Source organism: Corynebacterium sp. UMB6689 (assembly GCF_030215295.1).
Classification (GTDB): domain Bacteria; phylum Actinomycetota; class Actinomycetes; order Mycobacteriales; family Mycobacteriaceae; genus Corynebacterium; species Corynebacterium aurimucosum.
This window is the reverse complement of record NZ_JASOLS010000008.1, coordinates 24,325-44,586: the sequence shown is the minus strand read 5'-3', so window position 1 is coordinate 44,586 and position 20,262 is coordinate 24,325. Positions and strand designations below refer to the sequence as shown.

Here is a 20,262-nt window from a genome sequence, read left to right as displayed (position 1 = left end):
GTTGCCATGTCCCATCGCCCCCAAATGGAGGGTACTTAAGCGCGGTTCCGTCCGGTGTTGCCAGGCCGGTTATGCTACGTGTTGTTCTCTACCGTTTTCCAAGGACCCTATGACGACCCCAGGATTTGGCACTAACCATCACGAGCATAAGCCCCCTACACCGGTGTCGGGCCAGTCTCGGCAGCCTCAATCGGAGCAGCGCAACCTCGTTCCGATTATCTGCGCGATCGCAATTCTCATTGCGCTGGTGATTGCAGGCCTCGTTATCTGGTACGACGCCCGCTCCACCAGCCAACAAACGTCCAGCACCAGCGAAAACTCGGAGCAGACAGCCCCTCAGGAGGAGGCTGCCTCCCCGGAGGAGACTGCTGCGCAGAAAGATGAAGAAACGGACGAGGCAGAAGCACCGAGCGAGCAGGCTCCGGGAACTTCAGTGAGCGCCGGGGCTGCCGACGTCCCCGAGGGACTCACTGCCGCCGGTTGGTCCGATTATCCTGAGGCACGCTGCCAACAGGGGGAGGATATGATCTTCGCTGCCCATGGCACCGATCCCGATTCCCACATTGTGGTCTGTGAGAAACAGGACTCCCTCTTTTACCGCGGTGTTTGGTCCAGCGGCGCTGCCTTTGGCCCGGCGCGTGGTGAAGGGGATTCCTTCAGCGCCACGATTCTTGATCCAACCAGCGGGAAAGACACCGGCTCCGTGCTGAACATTCGCGGCACGGACTATGACATCGACGGCGAGGCCGGCGAATTCGAGGACTATTGGCCGCGCTAGCGCCTTTACATCGCTCGTGCTTCTTAAACAGCGCCCTGCTGGCATCGCGCATCGGGCCACTCGACCTCTGCCGTGGCCAGCTGTTTGACCACGCGGCTCAGCATCTGCTGTGCTTCGCCATAATCGCCGGAAGGCGCTGCGGCATAGATCGCCACTGCCACCGTGTGCCCGCCTAGCGTGATTAATCCCATCTGGCGGGCTTCATAAGATCCGTCCTCGGCCGGCCCCCAGCCGCCTTTCATCACCGCGCCTTCTAAAGCCCGAAGACCATAGTTCTGCGCGGGATCCGGCTGTCCCATGGCTGCAAGGATCGGATCCGCGCCTTCGTGGCACCCCAGCGCGGCGATGAATTCTGCTTGCTCAGACACCGACCACTGTGTTTGGCCGAAGGCGCTAAAACCGGGGCGCGGTGGCGTAGCGGGGACCTCAGTTGTGCCAATGATGGCCTGGGTGGCTTGTGCGGCTTGTTCTCCCCCGCCGAGGGCCTCCCAGAGAGAATCGGCCGCGGCGTTATCGGAATAGGTGATCGCCCGGGATACGGTATCGGGATCCGCCACCCCAGCGCGTTCGGCGGCGATGGCCAACGGGACTTTCACGGTGGACCACGCAGGCAGCGGGCCGGTGTTGCCAGCCGCTGCGACGGTTCCTGAGCCGGCCACCGCGATCCCGGTACCGGGGTTGTCTGCAGCGATGGCGTCGACAGCTTCCTGAAGGTCGGTAGCATTAATCACGGTTGGTTCCTTGTCGAGGGCTGAATCAGCGGCGGGTCCATCAGATACCTCTGCCCCGGAATCAGGCAGCGTGGGCTGTGGGCTGCTCGCCGGAGTGCTGGTCTCAGGTGTGGAGACATCACCAATGGTGCAGGCGCTTAGCGACGCCCCCGCAATCCCCACCAGCGCTGCTAGTACTGCCATCCGGCGCCGCAGCTGTGCGGGGCTGTGACGTCGCATTGCTACCTGTTTCATTGTTGACCGCCTGAGCATTAGAGGATGAGCACAACCGCGTTGTTGCCGCCGGTACAGGTGACAAATTCACCGTTGTCGGAACAATCCATGGTGTAGGTGATCTCGGTGACTGGGCTGTAGGCCTTAATGGTGGCATCAAACTCGTGGGTTTCCACGTAGTGCTTGACGTACTCATCGCGCACAACGTTGGCGAAGGATTCCGTCGTTACCACTGTTCCACGGTAGACACTGTTGAAGTTGCCACCCGGTTCGTTGTTGCGCGCGGCGTCGTTCGCCGGAATCGCCCCCTCCGGCAAGTCCGGGTACTCGGGGCGCTTGTGAGACTGCGAGGTCGTCGTGGTCTGTTCTGTCGTTTCTTCAGAGTTCTCCTCGCTCCCCGCGCTCTCTGCGTCTTCCTGTGCACTCTCATTCTGCTCGGTGAGTTGCGCGGTGGTCAGGGGCGAGCCGGCTTGAGAATGTGAGTCGGCATGTTTGAAGAAAAAAATGTAGGCCAGCGCGGCCATAACGAGGACGACCGCCAGGATCAGCACGGCGATAAGCACAAACTTGCCGGAGTTGGAGGAGCTGCCACGTCCGCTGCTCTCCTGAGAATAGCCAGCGGGGTACCCTGCTGGCTGCTGGTCATACTGTCCGCTACCGTCCTGCGGCACCTGCTGGGACGCGAAGTGCTGCGTCTGGAACTGCTGTTGCTGGCCGTACTGGCCTGATGCACCGGAGGCGGCAAAAGGGTTCGAGTAATTGCGCTCGCCGGAGTGCGCATAACTCTGATTGTTTCCCGTGTTCTGCGGGTAGCTCTGGGGCGGCAGGGGACGCTGTTGCGTTGGCGGCGCTTCAAAGTCCGCGGTTTCCGGGTGGGTATCTTTACGGGAAGGCTGCGGCTGGCCGCTATTTCCCTGCGGGTACTGTGCGCCGAATCCATGGTTGCGATCTGAGTCAGTCACCGAAGCCTCCGTAGATCTAGACGTTCTGGTTATGCCGTATAGGCGTTTTCTATCTTTCTTATCTTTGCACAGCTACCACGATTGCGGTGAGGTTCGTGCATCGTGCTTCATTCACGACGCCGTGTTTCCACGACTTTTCTGATTCTGATGGGGAGTATTCCCACGAGTTTGCATCTCTGCCCGCGCGGACAGCGGTGGAGGGTTTAGATTATTAGAGGTATCTCAAAGCTCTATCTCCCCTGTGCACGGAAAGGTTGTTATTCTCCCAGCCATGACGTTTCCTACCGGCCCTTCGGGCACTCCGCCACGCAATTCCGGTTCCTCCGGCTTCGGTTCACCCGCTCCGGGGTTTGGCCACCCCGGCGCCCCCGGCGGTGCTAACGGCCCACACCAGTCCGGCCCGGGCGGTTCTCCGAGCGGGTTCGGCAACACTCCGCCGTTTGGTGGGCAATCTGCTAGCCCCAGCTCACAGCCTTTCGGCGGGAGCGCTCCAACTCCGCCGAGTCCACCTCAACCCACCACGTACACCGCTCCACAACCGCCGAAGGGCACAGGTCGTTTCAGCGGTGCCATCGCCGCGCTGATTGCTCTGCTCGTCATCCTCGCGGTCATTCTCGGCGTCGGTGCATGGTTTATCTGGGGACGCGAGTCGTCCGGCTCAAGCCACACCGCTGCATCCTCCGAACCGACCTCAACAGCTACGCTTCCGGGAACTCCTCTTGCCACCAGCGGCCGTATCGATACTGACCTGGAGGCTGACGGCGTGGTCATTGCCCGCACCTTCTTCCCGGATTCCTATGTCTCGCGCTCCGGCAGCACTAACATCGCTGATGTGCAGCTGGCCGAAAGCCATAGCCAACTCAACGCGGTCTTTGGTTTCAGCGATGACCGGGAGAATACTGATGTTGCCAGCGCCACCGTTACCGTCAACGGAGCTGACGGTGCTGAGCTGGCTTCCTTCGAGGTCCCGGCAGAGGAGGCTCTCGAGATGCCCATCAACATCGCAGACCACCAAGCCCTGCGCTTTACTTTTACGTATAAGGACGCCAACGGCAATCCTGCGGACAACACTGGCTTCGCGGCGGCTTCCCTCCACGCGCAGTAGCGCACACCCGACGGCCCCTCGCGCGGTAGCGCCAAAGCTGCCCTAGTTGCCAAAGTTATAGCCTCTGACTGCAGTGGCGGCGCATAACTTCGTCGTTTAGGGCAGTTACTGCCCTCTAGGGAAAGCTGCCATATATACGAAAGCCGCCTCCTTCCCCGCGCGGCGAAACAGCAACGGCGAAGAGAGACGGCTGCGCGCTGCCTACGGCAGCGGGCTATCCAGGATTTAGTGGAAGAAGTGGCGGGTTCCCGTGAAGTACATGGTCACCCCTGCCTTCTTAGCGGCCTCGATGACTTCCTCATCGCGGATGGAACCACCTGGCTGCACCACGGCCTTCACGCCGGCTTCAAGGAGAACCTCCAGGCCATCGGCAAACGGGAAGAAAGCATCGGAAGCAGCGAAGGAACCTTCGGCGCGGTTGGCGCCGTCGGCCAGCGTGTTAGCACGCTCCACCGCGAGCTTGGCGGAATCGACGCGGTTGACCTGGCCCATACCGACACCCACGGTGGCGTTGTCCTTGGCCAGCAGGATGGCGTTGGACTTCACCGCGCGCACGGAACGCCAAGCGAATTCGAGCTGCGCCAAGTCGGACTCGTTCAACGCCTCACCCGCAGCCAGCGTCCAATTGGCCGGGTTATCGCCCTCTGCCTGGTAGGTATCCGGCTCTTGGGTGAGCATGCCACCGGAGATGTACTTAACTTCCTCCTTGGGCGCTTCATGCTCTGCCTGCAGCACGCGCAGGTTCTTCTTGGCTTTGAGAACTTCGATGGCGCCCTCCTCGTAAGACGGAGCCACAATGACCTCAGTGAAGATCTCCTTGACCTGCTCGGCCATCTCGACGGTGACCTCGCGGTTCACCGCGATGACTCCGCCGAAGGCAGACATTGGATCGCAGGCGTGTGCTGCGCGGTGGGCAGCCGCGATGGACTCCTCAGACACCGCGATGCCGCACGGGTTGGCGTGCTTGATGATGGCCACGCACGGGCGCTCATGATCCCAGGCAGCGCGCCAGGCGGCGTCAGCATCCTGGTAGTTGTTGTAGCTCATCTCCTTGCCGTTGAACTGCTTCGCATTGGCCAAACCAGTGGTACCGATGCGGGTCACGGTCGCGGACTGGTGGGAATTCTCGCCGTAGCGCAGCGGAGTGGTCACGTCACCGTCGCTGAGCTGATCGACGAACCATGCGGACACCGCGGCGTCGTAATCAGCGGTGTGCAGGAAGGCATCGCGGGCGAGGCCGCGACGCTCTTCCAAGGTGAAGCCACCGTTGGCCACAGCGTCAGCCACATCACCGTAGCGGGCTGGATCCACGACGACTGCGACGGACGGATGATTCTTCGCGGCAGCGCGCACCATGGATGGACCACCGATATCGATCTGCTCCACGCAGCCATCAAAGTCCGCGCCGGAAGCCACAGTCTCGCGGAAGGGGTACAGGTTGACTACGACGAGCTGGAAGGGCTCTACCTCCAGCTCCTCCAATTGCTTCAGGTGGTCCTCCTTGCGGGTATCCGCGAGGATTCCTGCATGCACGCGCGGGTGCAGGGTCTTTACGCGGCCTTCGAGGCACTCCGGGAAGCCGGTGAGCTTCTCGACGGGCGTGACATCAATGCCCAAGTCCGCGATCTTCTTCGCGGTGGAACCGGTGGAAACGATCTCCACGCCAGCGTTATCAAGTGCCCGGGCAAGGTCTTCCAGACCGGTCTTGTCATAAACGCTAATTAGCGCGCGCTTGATGTTCTTAGGATCTTCGCTCATGGTACGGGGACTTAAGCCTTCCTTGCGGTAATGAGATAGTTAGAGCTGAATGCTGAGCGTCTCGCCCTCCACGCGCATCGCGCGGAGAACATCGACGATAAGTTCTCTTTCGACCACTTTGATGCGCTCGTGCAAACTGGCTTCATCATCCTCTGGCAGGACCCGGACGGGTTCCTGGGCAATGATGGAGCCGGTATCGACACCAGCATCAACGAAATGGACAGTCGAGCCTGTGACTTTGGCGCCATAAGCCAGCGCATCGCGCACGCCATGCGCGCCTTTGAAGGCAGGCAAGAGCGCAGGGTGAGTATTGATGGTGCGACCTTCGAAGCGATCCAGAAAATCCTTACCCAGGATCTTCATAAAACCTGCGGAAACAACAACGTCTGGTTGCGCAGTATCCACTGCGGCAACCAGACGCTTATTCCAATCGGTGCGGTCAGCACCCATCTCTACGACCTCGGTGGCAATTCCCGCCGCCTGCGCGCGCTCAATGCCTTGGCAAGGCACGTCCGCGATGACTTTCACGACGCTGTAGTGCTCATCCTGGCCATCCAAGATGGCCTGCAATAAAGAGCCGGTTCCAGAAACCAGAACCACGACGTTGAGGCGGGCAGTAGCAGCGGGCTGATGCGGTGTAGTCACGCGCTACAGCCTAGCCGCTACCGCTGCGAACCGGGGAATTTTCACTCTTTAACGGAACCTTCAGGCTCTTCGCTCTCCTCTGTTTCTGGAGCGCGCTCCGCATCGCCGTCTTCATCCGCTACTGCTTCGTCCTCGACTTCAGCTTGGGTGTCGACGTCAACATCGCCCGTTTCCACGATTTCTGCATCACTCACATCAGCCTCAGGCACAGCCTCCGTCTCAGCGTCAGCCTCTACTTCGGGATCGGCTTCCTCCGTGTCAGTCTTCGCCTCGACATCAGCCTCGTCCTCGGTGTCGGCGTCTATGTCGGTGTCTATGTCGGTATCGGTGTCGGTATCGACACCGATGTCGTCGTCAAGCGCTGCCTGTTCCTGCTCGTGCTCTTCCTGAGCGGCGCTGGTGGAGTCCTCAGTGACCTCCTCAACGTCCTCAGCTGCAGCCGAAGCTTCCGGCTCAGTAACCGGGGCGGTGGCGCGGCGCGCACGCCACGCCGTCACTGCCTGTGCGGCGGCAAAAGCACATCCCACGACGAGGCACCACAGGGAGCTCAAGCCCACTGCGGTCCAGACCTCAGGGCCTGTGTATCCATACACTCCCAACGTTCCGGAAACACCGTAGATTGCCACGAGGGCGGTCACTGCCACCGTGATGGTTGCAACGAGCACGACCTGGAAAGACACCAGGGCGCGGCGACGAGCAAATGCCGCCACGGCTGCGATTGCTGGGACCACCAACAACACCGCGAACCAAGGGCTAATGGAAGGCGGAACCGCGGCGGCCAAAGGTAGCGGAGGAAGCGGAACTACATGGCCGCTAAAGAGGCTCACACTGGTTCCCTCACCAATGTGCACCTCCGAGCCGCTCAGCACTGCGCCGGCTGCCACCGCGGCGTTGGGCAGGTACACAATGCTTACTAGAAACAGGCCGATTGTTCCCAGCGCATTGAGCACCGGATAGCTGGCAAGCATCTCGGCCTGGCGCGACCAACCGAATCCCCACAGAACCACCACGAGGACGAGCCCAGCCGCAACCAGGTATCCGAGGTAGCTCAGGCCGATGCGGGCGGCGTCGACGAACACGCGCGGAATGCCGCTGCGCTTGGCCAAGGCCTTCCACAAGCGCGGCCCCATGCCACCAATTAGGGCAACCGCATGAAGCAGAAGCATGCGGGGAAGAACGCGATAGAGCTCCGGAGGAGAAACATCATAGACTTTCCCGGCATCCCACAACATCAACCACGCAATGAAAGTCAGGACGAGTGGCACCACCAGCACGCAGGCGCTCAAGACAAGCAGGTCGTTGATGCTCACCCTATCCTTCACCGCCGCGCGCACACGGCGACCCACCAACCAGGCCAAGAGCAGTGCAGGTAGGGCTGGAACGAAGCCCACATCAATTCCACCAGCGCGGATAGGCGCAAGGTTGAACACCATCCAAGCCTCCCCGACGATGGTGTTCAGCCACGCCGACGGGGAGCTGGTGAGAAGAAGTGCTGCGATGGCGACCACCAGGATGCCGAGGACAACAACGAGGTGCGGAACACCGACGACGATGAGCATGCGACGGATGCGCCCGCGCAGTGTTGTTGGGGCCTGTGCGCGGCGGGCACGTGCCTTGTCTGACTCGATTCCTTTAATACGCTGCGCAGGATCCCGGCGATCCCGCCGGTGCCCGCGCTCAGAGTGCTCAGCACCATCACCGCGTCCACGCACGTGCGCGCGTGGACGGGCAGACGACCTAGACTGGGGACTCGTGTTCTTATTCATCGGCGTCCACTTTGCCACGGGCACCTCCCCCACCGGGGGTGGCGCGACGAGGTCTGATTTAAAAGGTCGCGCACACCCCCGAACGGATACTCTTTATCAGCTATATCCTTAGCTGCATCCGCCCATGAGAACTACCCACGCGCACATCGCTACCGGAGATCGAAAGCACCGCCAGGGATTCACTTCATTCACAGGAATCAGCTACCGCATCAAAACAAGCAAATCTTTCGACGTATCAAGAAGAAAACCGCAATCCGGGTTGCTCCGCTCTCGCCGAGACGCTACTGTTACATCTCGTTGGTAACAGGAAGGTCACAATCGGATAACCAACCAGGTTTGGATGTAACGATTGTTCTGGCTGGACGATAGTGAATTAGGACGGAAGTAGAGTTCATGCGAAGCAAGACTCAGCGAAGCACAGGTCGCCACCGCAAGATCACCACCTCGCAGACCGCGAAGGGGCGCTTGGCGGTAATGACCGTCGCCGCAGGCGCCGTATCCACCGCAGGTGTTGGAGGCGCCGCAGCCGGCACCATTCAATCCGCTGGCACTGGTGAGACCAAGGCACAGTCCATCGACTACACCTTGCAGGCAGATACCGATCCGCTCAAGGGCGCACAGGCCGCCGTTGAGGATGCCGCACCACAGATCCTCTCCATAGCTGAGACCAAGCCGGTCGCTGACCTGGCTACCCAGCTCGATAAGGCCATTCAGGCCGCCGATGCGCGCGCAGCTGCTGACGAAGCCAACCGTGCACCGTCCGTTGCTCGCCCGGCAGAAGGTACTTTCACCTCTGGCTTCGGCCCCCGCTGGGGCTCCTTCCACTCCGGCATCGACATTGCCAATGCCGTAGGCACCCCAATCCTCTCCGTTATGGACGGCACCGTCATCGATTCCGGCCCGGCTTCCGGCTACGGCCAGTGGATCCGCATCAAGCACGATGACGGCTCCATGAGCGTCTACGGACACATGCAGACCCTCGACGTCGCTGTGGGCGAGCGCGTCCACGCCGGCCAGAAGATCGCGGGCATGGGCTCTTTGGGCTTCTCCACCGGCTCCCACCTGCACTTTGAAATTCACCCCACCGGTGAGGGCGCTGTGGACCCGATTCCGTGGCTTGCAGAGCGCGGCGTCAACATTTCTTAGGCCCTACCCAACCTAACCTTCCAACAACTTTTAGGCGGCATAGAGCACTTTTGCTCTGTGCCGCTTTTTGCATCTCTACCACCCCGCCCTTGCCTTCGAGCACGCTCCACCACCTACTCCACACCGGGCAAGCGGACGGGGGTACTGAAAGATTCCTTTCCCGAAAACTCTTGACCGCCCCAAAGGTTACCCGGTAACTTACCGGGTATGTACCGATCGTATTCTCCCTCTTTCCTCCGCGCAGGAGGTGACCATGTCCGTCAAACACTCCGTGCTTGCTCTGCTGAGTGAAGAACCCGCCACAGCTAGCCACATAAAAACGCGCTTTGCCGAGACCTTCGACAGCCTCTGGCCGCTCAACATGGGTCAAGTTGCCCAGACCGTAAGCCGCTTGGAACGCGATGGCCTTATCGCCACCGACGGTGAGCTCACCGGCCCCACCGGGCGCCGCGCCACCAGCTATGCCATAACCCCAACTGGCCGCGAAGAGCTCTCACAGTGGTGGATGTCCACCCTGCACAACGACGCCATCGAGCGCGATGAACTCGTGCTCAAAGTGTCGCTTGCAGCGCGACGCTCCGACGTCGACGTCATTGCCGTGCTCGACGCCCAGCGCTTTGCCACCGTCCGCCAGCTGCGTGAGCTCAACCGCCAAGCCTCGGAACTGCCCGCAGAGCGCAGCGCCCAGCGCTTGGCTGTTGAGCGCCAAATCTTCGACCTGGAATCTCTCTCACGCTGGCTCGACCGCGTGGAATCCCTAGCCAACCCAACCGCCACCGAGGAGGCCCCGCGATGACCCCCGACTCTATCCCCACGTCCCAGCACATGCCTTTCCCGCTCGAACTCGAGAACATCACCTGCGTCTTCGGTAGTGGCGCCCGCCAGGTCACCGCCCTGGATTCCGTCAACCTGCAGCTGAAACCGGGTGAACTCGTCGCGGTCATGGGCCCTTCTGGTTCCGGCAAGTCCACGCTGCTCAACGTCGCGGGGCTGTTACAGCCACCGACGTCGGGACGCGTGCTTCTCGACGGTGCCGATGCATCCCAGCTTTCCAAAGCCAAGGCCGCCATCGCCCGCCGCCGCCACTTGGGGCTCGTGTTTCAGCACTTCAACCTGGTGTCTTCCCTCACCGTGGGCGAGAACGTGTCCCTCCCTCTTGAGCTGGACGGGCTCTCGCCTGCGCAATGCCGAGAAGCTGCAGAGGAAGCACTCAGTGAGGTCGGTCTCGACGGCACCATCGACCGCTTCCCGGAAGAAATCTCCGGTGGCCAAGCCCAGCGCGTGGCGATTGCCCGCGCGCTCATTGGACCGCGCAAGGTGCTTTTGGCGGATGAGCCTACCGGTGCCTTGGATACCTCAACGGGTGAGGAGATCATGAAGGTTTTGCGCGCACGTATCGACGCCGGCGCCTCAGGCATACTGGTCACTCACGAGCCGCGTTTCGCCGGCTGGGCTGACCGTGTTGTCATGGTTCGCGACGGGCGCCTCACCGGCGAGGAGGTGCGTTAGTATGTCCGGCATTAATGCCGCCACCCGCCCGACGAGGCGCGATCTCAAGCTTCATCCATGGCGCACTTTGGCTGCCGTGATGCTCATTGCGCTACCGGTGGCCCTTGTCATCGGAATGGCACTCTTTGATAATTCCTCTGGTCGGCTCTCCGCGGCCTTGAGCTCACCCGAGCGAACCCTGCAGATCAGCGCCGAACACCCGGAGATTAGTTATGAAGACGTGCCAGGTCTGGTTGCCGACGTGCTTCCTGGAGGCCTCAGCGTCAGCCCGGTCACCGCTTTTTCTAGCACGTCACTAATCCATAATGGGAAGTCAGCCAGCTCCTGGGTAGATCAATTCGACGCAGAGAATCCGCCGGAGCCTGCACAGGAGGCCGTCGATAAGTTCAATCTTGGCCCCAACCAGGCAGTTCTATCGCGCTCTACCGCACACAAGCTCGACGCCTCCGTTGGAGACGTCATCACCGTGCGCACCAGTGCTCTGAGCGGCGACCACCAAGTCACGGTCGCGGCTATTGCTCCCGAAAACTATGACTTTGTCACCTCCCCCACCCTCAATGACGCTCTCAGCGACCCGTCCTTTCAGATAAACACCTCCTGGGTCATCGTGGGTGATACAACGCTGACCAAAGAGGATGCCGACCGTGCCCGTGAAGCTGGGCTGGAAATCTGGGCACCGGAGCTGCGAGATACGGACCGACCCGATTCTGAGTCGGATTCCTTTGGTGGAATCCTGAGCAGCATTCTTTTCGTGCTCTTCTTCTTCGGCCTCTACGCCATCGCCGGATTGCTCATCCTTTTCCTTCTCGCGCCCGTCTTCACGCTGGCTACCGGACGCAATACGCGCCTGTACGCGCTGATGTCGAGCCAGGGTGCGCTGCCGCGCCACATCATGTTCGCAGTGATGGCTTATGGCCTGCTGATGGGACTAATCGGCGCCACCATCGGTGTAATCGTTGGCCTAACGGTCTCGTGGGTGTGGTGGACAGCCCGCTATCCGGACTTTGCTGCACGCCCGCCCTTCCTAGCTATTGGCCTCGCATGGCTCGTGGCGGTGGCAGGCTGTGTCATTGTCTCCATCGTTCCCGCGTGGTTGGCGCAACGTGGCGCCCTGTCCACGGCAATTCAAGGCGCCGCCCCCGACCGCCTCTTGCGCTTCCGTCGGTGGATGGCCATCGGCCCGGCATTCTTGCTTCTGCTCGTGCTCTTCAGCTTCAGCCCATGGGGCGGGTATATCCCCACGGTGCTGGCTCTCTTCGGAGTCATCGCGGTTGCCGCGTCTGCCCCCGCTTTGGTCTTCCTATGCTCCTTGCTATCTCATCGCGGCCCCCTCGCGTTGCGTCTGGCTGGACGCGGCCTGACCCGGCGCAGCATGCACGCCTTGCCGACGTCCATCGCTCTCGTCTCAGTTGCCTTCGTCTCCTCCCTGTTTGGCGTGGGCATCATGACGGATAGCGCAAAGTCCGCCGCTGAGGAAAAACTCGTCATGCCACCTACTTCTGCGCTGATCGAGGAGACGACCTTTGACCAACCAGCGCAGGTTTCTACGCCAGAAGAACGCGCGGCGATAGAGGCAATCCAGCAGACCACCACCGCCCGCTCCTATCCCTTCTATGCTTTCCCCTCGTGGACGACGTCTTTCAGCCTTCCGGAGGATGACACTTTTTACGAGCTCACCACCGAATTTGATTACCAGTGCGAGCAGGTCGATTTCAGCAAGCCGGTTGAGAGGGCTGTGTTCGTGGATAATCAGGGGCGGCGCACCGATGATTCCGAAGAGGCTCGCCAGGAGTGTGCGCACGAGTTGATGACGTCATTTCCTTATAACCCGTTGATCTATCAAAGCAGGATGGTTCAAACCGATTCTTCCCAGCTTGAGCTCTGGCAATTCGACTCGGAGGAAGATCGCCGCGCGGCGGCACAGACGTTGGATGCCGGCGGCATCGTGCTCCCCCACAGCAGCCACGTCGGCAATAACACGCGCGGCACGGTGACCGTAAAAACCTACAACCGCATTGACAGCCCAGAACCGAGCGGAACGCAGGAGGCTGATCTGCCGATTGTGGAGGCACTGCCTACCGCGGCCCGCGATGTGGTCTTGATTAGCCAGCAGGCAGCAGAGAAGCTGAGCATGGAGCCCTTCTACGTGGGCCAAGCCCTCGCGTTCGACGAACCACCGAGCGAGTCAGAGCGCGAAGAGCTGCGAGACCTGACAGCGAGCGCTTCGCAGTCGCAATACTCGCTAAGCTTCGCAGTCTCTACTCCCGAAAGTTTCCGCTACTACCTAGGCCTCGGAATGGGGATCATCTGCCTCATCGTGCTGACGCTCATCATTGCCAACGCAGCGAGCAGCATGCGCCAGGAAAGCACCGTGCTGCAATCCATCGGCGCCCACCCTTCACTGATGGCCAAGGTAGCAGCGTGGCAGACCTGGATGCTGGCCACCGTAAGCATGCTTTTCGGCGTGATTGCCGGTCATCTCGGCACGTACTTCTTTGCCGATAGTTCTGGATTCGTTTTCTCGACGCCACCTTATGGTCTGCGCCCGCAGGACTACTTCACCCCGGATTGGTGGCAATTCCTCGCCGTGCTTATCGTGCCGCTTCTGGCCGCCGCACTGGCGGCTGCGGTCAATCGCAGCGACAAGACGGGACCGCTGACCGCACGGGATCGCAGCGAATCACGTTCGCTGACATAGCCCTCGTGGCCCACCGTTCCCCGACCGAGCCTTCGGCCGGGGAACAACTCTTTTCACACCCCCCAACCCCTACCCCCATTCTTTAAACCTCTACTTTACCCCTGTAACAATTTTCACTTCTTTCACACATGTAACACGCTGGGCTGTTCGATAGTTTTTCGAACAATCCCTGTATTTACCTGCATTTTTAGACGTTGCGCAGGGTGATAGCTCGGGATAGTTTGTATCTCGTTGCCACAGAGCCTCAGCACGCGGCCGCACCCGCGCCGGCGTGTCGCAGGCTTCAAGGCGCATAACGGCTGTATGGCCGTGCCCTATCGCTCACAAGCTTCCTGCCGCTGACGCCGGCGGAAGCGAGCCACAGCAGGACTTAAGGACGTGAAGTTATGAAGCGCACGCTCAGCGCACTCGCCGCCGTGGCGGTCACCACCGCTACCGTGACGGCCCCAGCGTTCGCCGCCGAACCGGCAGCAAGCGTGGATGTCTCCGACGGGTCCTCCCAGGGCCCTAACGCCGGCGACATCGAAGTCAAGGAAGACTCCAAGGCCGACCTCTTCAAAGCATTCTCCGGGCTAATCGTTTCCACGGCCGGAGCCCTCAACGGGGCCTCCACCCCGGAAATCAACTCCACGCAGGACGGCTTCGATATCGTCCTCGATCCCTCCAGCATTCCTGGTCTCGCCGAGGCCTTCGCCCCACAGGGCGATCACTCCGGCCTCACCCCTATGCGCGGCCAGGATGCCAACGGTAATACCGTGGTCTTTCCGACCTCCGGTACTTTTACCTCTGGTTTTGGCCCGCGGTGGGGTTCCTTCCACAACGGAATCGATGTAGCGAACCCAGTCGGCACGCCCATCTACGCAGTCATGGACGGAGAGGTCATCTCCTCCGGCGCAGCCCAGGGCTTCGGAAACTGGATCCGCATCCAGCACGACGACGGCACCATCACCGTCTACGGCCACATGCCCGGAGATCAGCTCTTGGTCAACGTCGGTGACCGAGTCACGGCCGGCGACCAGATCTCCGTCATTGGCAACGAGGGCCACTCCACCGGCCCACACCTGCACTTCGAAGTGCACCCGGGCGGCGGCGCGGCCGTTGATCCGGTGGATTGGTTCAGCGAGCGCGGCATCCTCATCTAAAGCTTTAAAGCTTTTCCATCGGCACACCGCCGATGAGCATGAGGCGGACCTTGCCCGCTGAACCGAAGTCCACGGTGACCGTCGCCCGCGCGCCGGTACCGGAGGCTTCGATGACCGTGCCCAGCCCGTACTTCGCGTGGTTGACACGGTCCCCCACAACTAAATTGAGATGGTTATTCTTCGGCATCGATGTTGCCGGAGCTGGCTTGCGCGAGCGCTGCGAAGGGGAAGACGCAGCGCCCCGCGAGCCATAGCCGCCCCCACGGGAACCAAAGAACCCGCTATCTGAGCCGAAGGTTCGCCCGTATTGATAGGAATCATCTCCACCCCACGCGCTGGACAGCGAGCTGTCTGGTTCTTCACGGCGCCAGTCGATGAGGTCCTCTGGGACCTCGGCGAGGAAGCGGCTGGCCGGGTTCGTCACCGGGTTACCCCAGGACGAGCGGAGAATAGCGCGCGTGAGGTAGAGCTGTTCCCTAGCGCGCGTAATACCCACGTATGCAAGGCGGCGCTCCTCACTGAGCTCCTTCGGGTCCCCCAGGGAGCGCATGTGCGGGAATTGGCCATCCTCCCAGCCGGTGAGGAAGACAACGGGGAACTCTAGGCCCTTCGCGGTGTGCAGGGTCATCAACGTGACTACCCCAGACTCATGATCCGGAATCTGGTCAGCATCCGCCACCAGCGAAACCTTTTCAAGGAAGGCTTGAAGCGAGCCCGGCGCGGCTTCACCTTCCGAGAGCTCCGGGGCTTCCTCTGCATCTGCACCCAAGAAAGCCATCTCATTGGCCGCCTCAGAGCTGAACTCGCGCGCCACCGACACCAACTCGTTGAGGTTGTCGAGGCGTGCCCCGTCTTGCGGGTCATTAGAGTTTTCAAGCTCCGCGCGGTAGCCGGTGGCGTCAAGAAGCGCGTTGAGCAACTCCCCCAAATCCGGTTGACCCGTCACTTCGTTGACCATGCCCGGAATCTGCGCGCGCACGCCCTCCATCATCTCGTTGAATTTGCTTACGGCATTCACTGCCCGTGTGCCAAGCCCGGCAACCTTGCCCGCTGCCGCATCGCGGAGAGCAGCCCCAAAGCTAACACCAAGGTTCTCCGCGTGCAGAGCAATCTGTGCCTGTGCCTTGTCACCAATAGCGCGCTTCGGCACGTTGATAATGCGGCGCAAGCTCACCGTGTCATCCGGATTATCCATGATGCGCAGGTAGGCCACCAGGTCCCGGATCTCGCGGCGTTCGTAGAAACGCGTGCCACCGACCACCTTGTACGGGATGCCCGAGCGCACGAAAATATCCTCCAACGCGCGGGAGGCATTGTTGGTGCGGTACATCACCGCAATATCCGAATAGGCCGTGCCTTTATCCGCCAAGGAATCAATTTCCGAGGCGATATACCGCGCCTCGTCGTGCTCATTATCCGCCACGTAGCCGACAATTTGCTCACCCTGACCGTGGGCGGTCCACAGGTTCTTCTCGCGGCGACCCTCATTCTTCGCAATGACCGCATTCGCCGCGTTCAGGATGGTCTGCGTCGAACGGTAGTTTTGCTCAAGCAGAATCGTGTGCGCCTGCGGGTAGTCCCGCTCGAACTCCTGAATATTCCTGATGGTGGCTCCACGGAAGGCATAAATTGACTGATCAGAATCACCCACCACGCATAGTTCCGGGGCATCCGGCGGCAGCTCGCCCCGGCCCACCAAGGCCGAGACAAGCGCGTACTGCGCGTGGTTGGTGTCCTGGTATTCGTCGATAAGCACATGCTTAAAGCGGCGGCGATAAAACTCCACTACCTGCGGGTGCTGGTTAAAGATGCGCACCACTTCCCCGATGAGGTCATCGAAGTCCACCGCGTTCGCGGCACGCAGGCGGCGCTGATATTCCTCGTACACGCTCGCCACAGTGAGCTCGAAAGGATTCTTCGTCCTCTCTGCCTCCGCGCGCGCCTGCTCTGGAGAGATAAGCTCATTCTTGCGGTTGGAAATCTGATTCGCCAGAACACGTGCCGAGTACTTCTTGAGATCCAGCTGCATGTCCTTGGCGATCATGGTGAGCAGCCGACGCGCATCATCGCCGTCATAGATGGTGAAATTGGTATTCAACCCAGGCACCAGTTGGGCGTTATTACGCAAGATACGCACACAAATGGAGTGAAAAGTGGACACCCACATTCGTTCTGCCACAGGCCCGACAAGCTGGCCCACGCGCTCCTTCATCTCCGCGGCTGCCTTATTAGTAAAGGTGATGGCAAGGATCTGCCACGGGGCGACCCCGCGCTCGCGCATGAGATATGCAATGCGGCGGGTCAACACGGCGGTCTTGCCCGAACCCGCGCCGGCCACGATGAGCAACGGTGAGCCCGAATGCGTCACGGCCTCTTCTTGTTGGGGGTTTAATCCTTCCAGCAACGGATCAGAAGCCTGACCGGAAGGGGTATCCGCGTTGGGTCCGGGCACGGGGGAAAAACCACCGGCGGAGGCGTCGGTGGAAGGAGCGGAAGAAGAACGGGGCCTAAACGGAGAATTGTTATTCATAATGCTCTCCAACCTACTAGCACCACCGGACATTGCCTTCCCACACCACTTCCTACCGGCGAAGACCAACGTCACGACTCATAATTCCCCTTTGCTCGAACGTGGTGGCACAATCTGAAGACATGAGCGCTTCACAATCTGGCACCCCTGACTCGGGCTTGAGCCCCGAACACCACAACCCCAACGTCGTGGACAACGGCCTCGATATTCGTATGCCCTCGGGCACCGATGATCCACTGAGCGATGCCGAGATTCAGCGCTACCGCGAAGAAATCAACCGCCTCGACCGCGTTATTCTCGACGCCATCAAGCGCCGCACCGATATTTCCCGCACCATTGGTAAGACGCGCATGAACTCAGGTGGTACCCGTTTGGTGCATACCCGCGAAATCGCTATCCTCAACGAGTTCCGCAACGAGTTGGGCGAGGAAGGCCCCGCCATCGCCTCTGCCCTGCTGCGGTTGGGACGCGGCAAGCTTGGCTAGCTGAGCGACCCGCGGAATAATCCCCAACGCACGCGCCTCACGCTAGGTCGTGAGCTACTCTCTCTTCATGCGCTTTTTCTCTCGTCTCGCTGCAACTCTCACCGCAGCTACTTCCGCCTTCGTGCTGACCGCCTGCAGCGGTTCTTCCTCCCACGTCGCTACCATCACCACCACAACCCTGAACCTTCCTGCCATCGCTGATTCCGGCCGCGCACAGAACTCCGGAACAAATAGGGGTTCGGAAGAAGTCCTCGACAGCGATTCTCTCTGGGATAACACCACTGAAATCCCCCAGGCGGAACGCCCCGATCCCCGCGTGGATCTGGCCCAACCGGAGGCAGCTGAATACTTCATGACGGCTGGTGTTCTCACTCCGGGGGTCGCAATTTACAACGCAGACAGCAGCGGACGATGCTCCGCTGGTCATTTCGTTGGCGACGGCGAGCGCCTCTTTATCCTCACCGCCGGCCACTGCGGGGATCAAGGCGACACCTTTTTCTACAAGGATCGCGCTGGAGACAACGTGAAGATCGGCGAGATGGTGTTAGAGGCCCGCAATACCAATACGGACAGGATTAACTCAGCCGACATCGCGCTCATCGAGGTCTCCAACCCAGCCGCCCAAGTCTCGACGTCACCCGCTCTGAACGCGCCTTTGGCGGGATGGATGCCCCTTGAGGAAGTTGCTTTGACGAAGCCCACAATTTGCCGCGCCGGCTCCACGCGAGGAGTCTCCTGTGGCAACTTCATCGACCGCCACGAGGATCAAGGGCTGTTTACTTTCGGCAATGACAGCGCCCCGGGAGATAGTGGCGGACCAGTCTATGCTTCCATCGACGGCAAACTCTGGGCCGTTGGTGTGCTGTCCTTCGGCAACGACCAGGACCCCTCTGACGTCGAAGTGGGCGCCATGGAGATCGGAAACACGATGAAGCAATTCGATTTAAAGCTCTACGCCTAGTTCATCGCAGTGCAGCCTTCTGCTTCGGCAGCGAAGGGATTTCTGGACTACGGTGGACACAGTAAGTTTCATGTCTGCTACCTGCCAGAAAGGCTTTTGCAATGGACATCACCGCTCAGCCGCAGTGGGCCGCGCTCACCTCGCTTTTTGAAAGCAAGAAGGACCTCAACCTGCGTGAGCTTTTTGCCAACTCCGCTTCCCGCGCCGCAGACTATTCTTTCGACGCCGCGGGCCTGCACGTGGATCTGTCGAAAAACCTCATCGATGAGGAAGTAGTCACCGCGCTGGTGGACCTCGCCCGAGCTGCCGACGTCGAGGGACGCCGCGACGCCATGTTCGCCGGCGAGCACCTCAACAACACCGAGGACCGCGCCGTGCTGCACACCGCGCTGCGCCTGCCTGTTGAAAAGGACTTGAGCGTCGACGGCCAGGACGTCGCTGCCGACGTCCACGAAACTTTAGGCCGCATGCGTGACTTCGCCACTGCGCTGCGCTCCGGCACGTGGCTGGGACATACGGGCCACACCATCAAGAAGGTGGTCAACATCGGCATCGGCGGCTCCGACTTGGGCCCGGCCATGGCCGCGAAGGCCCTGCGCTCCTACGAAGTAGCGGGCATTAGCGCAGAGTTCGTCTCCAACGTCGACCCGGCAGATCTCGCCGCAACTCTCGACGGCCTCGACGCAGGCTCCACCCTCTTCATCGTCGCTTCCAAGACCTTCACCACTCAGGAAACCCTGGCCAACGCTCACGCCGCGCGCCGCTGGCTGATTGAGCAGTTTGATGGTGACGAGTCGGCCGTCGCCAAGCACTTCGTTGCGGTCTCCACCAACGCGGAGAAGGTCGCGGAGTTCGGCATCGACACCCAGAACATGTTCGGGTTCTGGAACTGGGTGGGCGGACGCTACTCCGTCGATTCCGCCATCGGCCTGTCCCTGATGTGCACCATCGGCCCCCTGGACTTCATGCGTTTCCTCGAAGGCTTCCACGCCATGGATGAGCACTTCCGCACCGCTCCTCTGGAGCAGAACGTGCCGGCTCTGATGGGCCTGCTCGGTGTCTGGTACTCGAACTTCTTCGGTGCGCAGACCCACGCGGTGCTGCCCTACTCCGAGGACCTCGGCCGCTTCCCTGCTTACCTGCAGCAGCTGACCATGGAATCCAATGGTAAGTCCGTGCGCCGCGACGGCACTGCGGTGAGCGCTGGCACCGGGGAGATTTACTGGGGCGAGCCAGGCACCAACGGCCAGCACGCTTTCTTCCAGCTCATGCACCAGGGCACCAAGCTCATCCCGGCGGACTTCATCGGCTTTGCCCGCCCGAAGGAGGACTTCCCCACTGCCGGCGGCACCGGCTCGATGCATGACCTGCTCATGGGTAACTTCTTCGCGCAGACCAAGGTTCTGGCCTTTGGCAAGACCGCTGAGGAAATCGCTGCTGAGGGCGTGGACGAAGCCCTCGTTCCGCACAAGGTGATGCCGGGCAACCGTCCCACCACCACGATTCTGGCGGAGGAGCTCACCCCGCAGACCCTTGGCGCGCTCATCGCGCTCTACGAGCACATCGTCTTCACCCAGGGCATCATCTGGGACATCAACTCCTTCGACCAGTGGGGCGTGGAGCTGGGCAAGCAGCAAGCTAATGACCTAGCACCGGCAGTCTCCGGCAAGGAGGAAGCCGCATCCGGCGACGGTTCCACGGATGCTCTGATTGGCTGGTACCGCAGCCACCGCTAAGCACTGCTTGGCGACGTCCCCCGGCCGAACGGTCGGGGGTTCACGCGTTTTCAAGCGCTGATCGGAAGCTCGGATCGCCAACGCCGCGGAGGCCCTG

At 60.9% G+C, this 20,262-nt stretch carries 16 protein-coding genes; 10 read left to right on the top strand and 6 right to left on the bottom strand.

The window, feature by feature from the left end; genetic code table 11:
* Positions 1-109: 109 nt before the first annotated feature.
* Positions 110-778, top strand: coding sequence for a hypothetical protein (locus tag QP363_RS06075; RefSeq protein ID WP_070646108.1), 669 nt, complete (start codon positions 110-112; stop codon positions 776-778).
* Positions 779-801: 23 nt separating this feature from the next.
* Here QP363_RS06075 and QP363_RS06070 read toward each other — a convergent pair whose 3' ends face one another.
* Positions 802-1,728, bottom strand: coding sequence for a hypothetical protein (locus QP363_RS06070; protein WP_083308570.1), 927 nt, complete (start codon positions 1,726-1,728; stop codon positions 802-804).
* A 32-nt stretch (positions 1,729-1,760) separates the two neighbouring features.
* Positions 1,761-2,684, bottom strand: a complete 924-nt coding sequence (locus QP363_RS06065) for a hypothetical protein (protein ID WP_144657524.1) — start codon at positions 2,682-2,684, stop codon at positions 1,761-1,763.
* 271 nt (positions 2,685-2,955) lie between these two features.
* Here QP363_RS06065 and QP363_RS06060 point away from each other — a divergent pair, with 271 nt between their 5' ends.
* On the top strand, positions 2,956-3,789 hold the full coding sequence (locus QP363_RS06060) for a hypothetical protein (RefSeq protein ID WP_284763385.1): 834 nt from the start codon (positions 2,956-2,958) through the stop codon (positions 3,787-3,789).
* Positions 3,790-4,014: 225 nt separating this feature from the next.
* Here QP363_RS06060 and purH read toward each other — a convergent pair whose 3' ends face one another.
* The 3 genes from purH to QP363_RS06045 are packed head-to-tail and all read right to left on the bottom strand — an operon-like array spanning position 4,015 to position 7,976.
* On the bottom strand, positions 4,015-5,547 hold the full coding sequence (gene purH, locus QP363_RS06055; protein ID WP_010187644.1) for a bifunctional phosphoribosylaminoimidazolecarboxamide formyltransferase/IMP cyclohydrolase: 1,533 nt from the start codon (positions 5,545-5,547) through the stop codon (positions 4,015-4,017).
* A gap of 39 nt (positions 5,548-5,586) precedes the next feature.
* Positions 5,587-6,192: a phosphoribosylglycinamide formyltransferase gene (gene purN, locus QP363_RS06050; RefSeq protein ID WP_010187645.1), complete on the bottom strand. Its 606-nt coding sequence runs from the start codon at positions 6,190-6,192 to the stop codon at positions 5,587-5,589.
* Positions 6,193-6,233: 41 nt separating this feature from the next.
* On the bottom strand, positions 6,234-7,976 hold the full coding sequence (locus QP363_RS06045; RefSeq protein WP_284763381.1) for a DUF6350 family protein: 1,743 nt from the start codon (positions 7,974-7,976) through the stop codon (positions 6,234-6,236).
* A gap of 375 nt (positions 7,977-8,351) precedes the next feature.
* Here QP363_RS06045 and QP363_RS06040 point away from each other — a divergent pair, with 375 nt between their 5' ends.
* The 5 genes from QP363_RS06040 (at position 8,352) to QP363_RS06020 (ending at position 14,453) form a co-directional block, all read left to right on the top strand.
* Positions 8,352-9,104: a M23 family metallopeptidase gene (locus QP363_RS06040; RefSeq protein ID WP_070447261.1), complete on the top strand. Its 753-nt coding sequence runs from the start codon at positions 8,352-8,354 to the stop codon at positions 9,102-9,104.
* 253 nt (positions 9,105-9,357) lie between these two features.
* Positions 9,358-9,900: a PadR family transcriptional regulator gene (locus QP363_RS06035; RefSeq protein ID WP_284763378.1), complete on the top strand. Its 543-nt coding sequence runs from the start codon at positions 9,358-9,360 to the stop codon at positions 9,898-9,900.
* Complete coding sequence (locus QP363_RS06030; protein ID WP_070447267.1) at positions 9,897-10,613, top strand: ABC transporter ATP-binding protein; 717 nt, start codon at positions 9,897-9,899, stop codon at positions 10,611-10,613. The genes QP363_RS06035 and QP363_RS06030 overlap by 4 nt, the downstream gene beginning before the upstream one ends.
* Position 10,614: 1 nt before the next feature.
* The gene (locus QP363_RS06025) at positions 10,615-13,311 is read left to right on the top strand and encodes an FtsX-like permease family protein (protein ID WP_284763375.1); all 2,697 of its coding nucleotides are present in this window, start codon (positions 10,615-10,617) and stop codon (positions 13,309-13,311) included.
* Between the two features lie 386 nt (positions 13,312-13,697).
* The gene (locus QP363_RS06020; protein WP_070710665.1) at positions 13,698-14,453 is read left to right on the top strand and encodes a M23 family metallopeptidase; all 756 of its coding nucleotides are present in this window, start codon (positions 13,698-13,700) and stop codon (positions 14,451-14,453) included.
* 4 nt (positions 14,454-14,457) lie between these two features.
* On the opposite strand, the gene pcrA is transcribed toward QP363_RS06020, so the two are convergent.
* Positions 14,458-16,983 (bottom strand): DNA helicase PcrA, encoded by a 2,526-nt coding sequence (gene pcrA / locus QP363_RS06015; protein ID WP_284763372.1) that lies wholly within the window; start codon positions 16,981-16,983, stop codon positions 14,458-14,460.
* A 122-nt stretch (positions 16,984-17,105) separates the two neighbouring features.
* On the opposite strand from pcrA, the gene QP363_RS06010 reads away from it, so the two are divergent.
* From QP363_RS06010 to pgi, 3 genes are all read left to right on the top strand, one after another.
* Positions 17,106-17,468: a chorismate mutase gene (locus QP363_RS06010; RefSeq protein WP_284763370.1), complete on the top strand. Its 363-nt coding sequence runs from the start codon at positions 17,106-17,108 to the stop codon at positions 17,466-17,468.
* Positions 17,469-17,535: 67 nt separating this feature from the next.
* The gene (locus QP363_RS06005; RefSeq protein ID WP_284763367.1) at positions 17,536-18,429 is read left to right on the top strand and encodes a trypsin-like serine protease; all 894 of its coding nucleotides are present in this window, start codon (positions 17,536-17,538) and stop codon (positions 18,427-18,429) included.
* Positions 18,430-18,530: 101 nt separating this feature from the next.
* Positions 18,531-20,165, top strand: coding sequence for a glucose-6-phosphate isomerase (pgi, locus tag QP363_RS06000; RefSeq protein ID WP_284763365.1), 1,635 nt, complete (start codon positions 18,531-18,533; stop codon positions 20,163-20,165).
* Positions 20,166-20,262 lie beyond the last annotated feature (97 nt).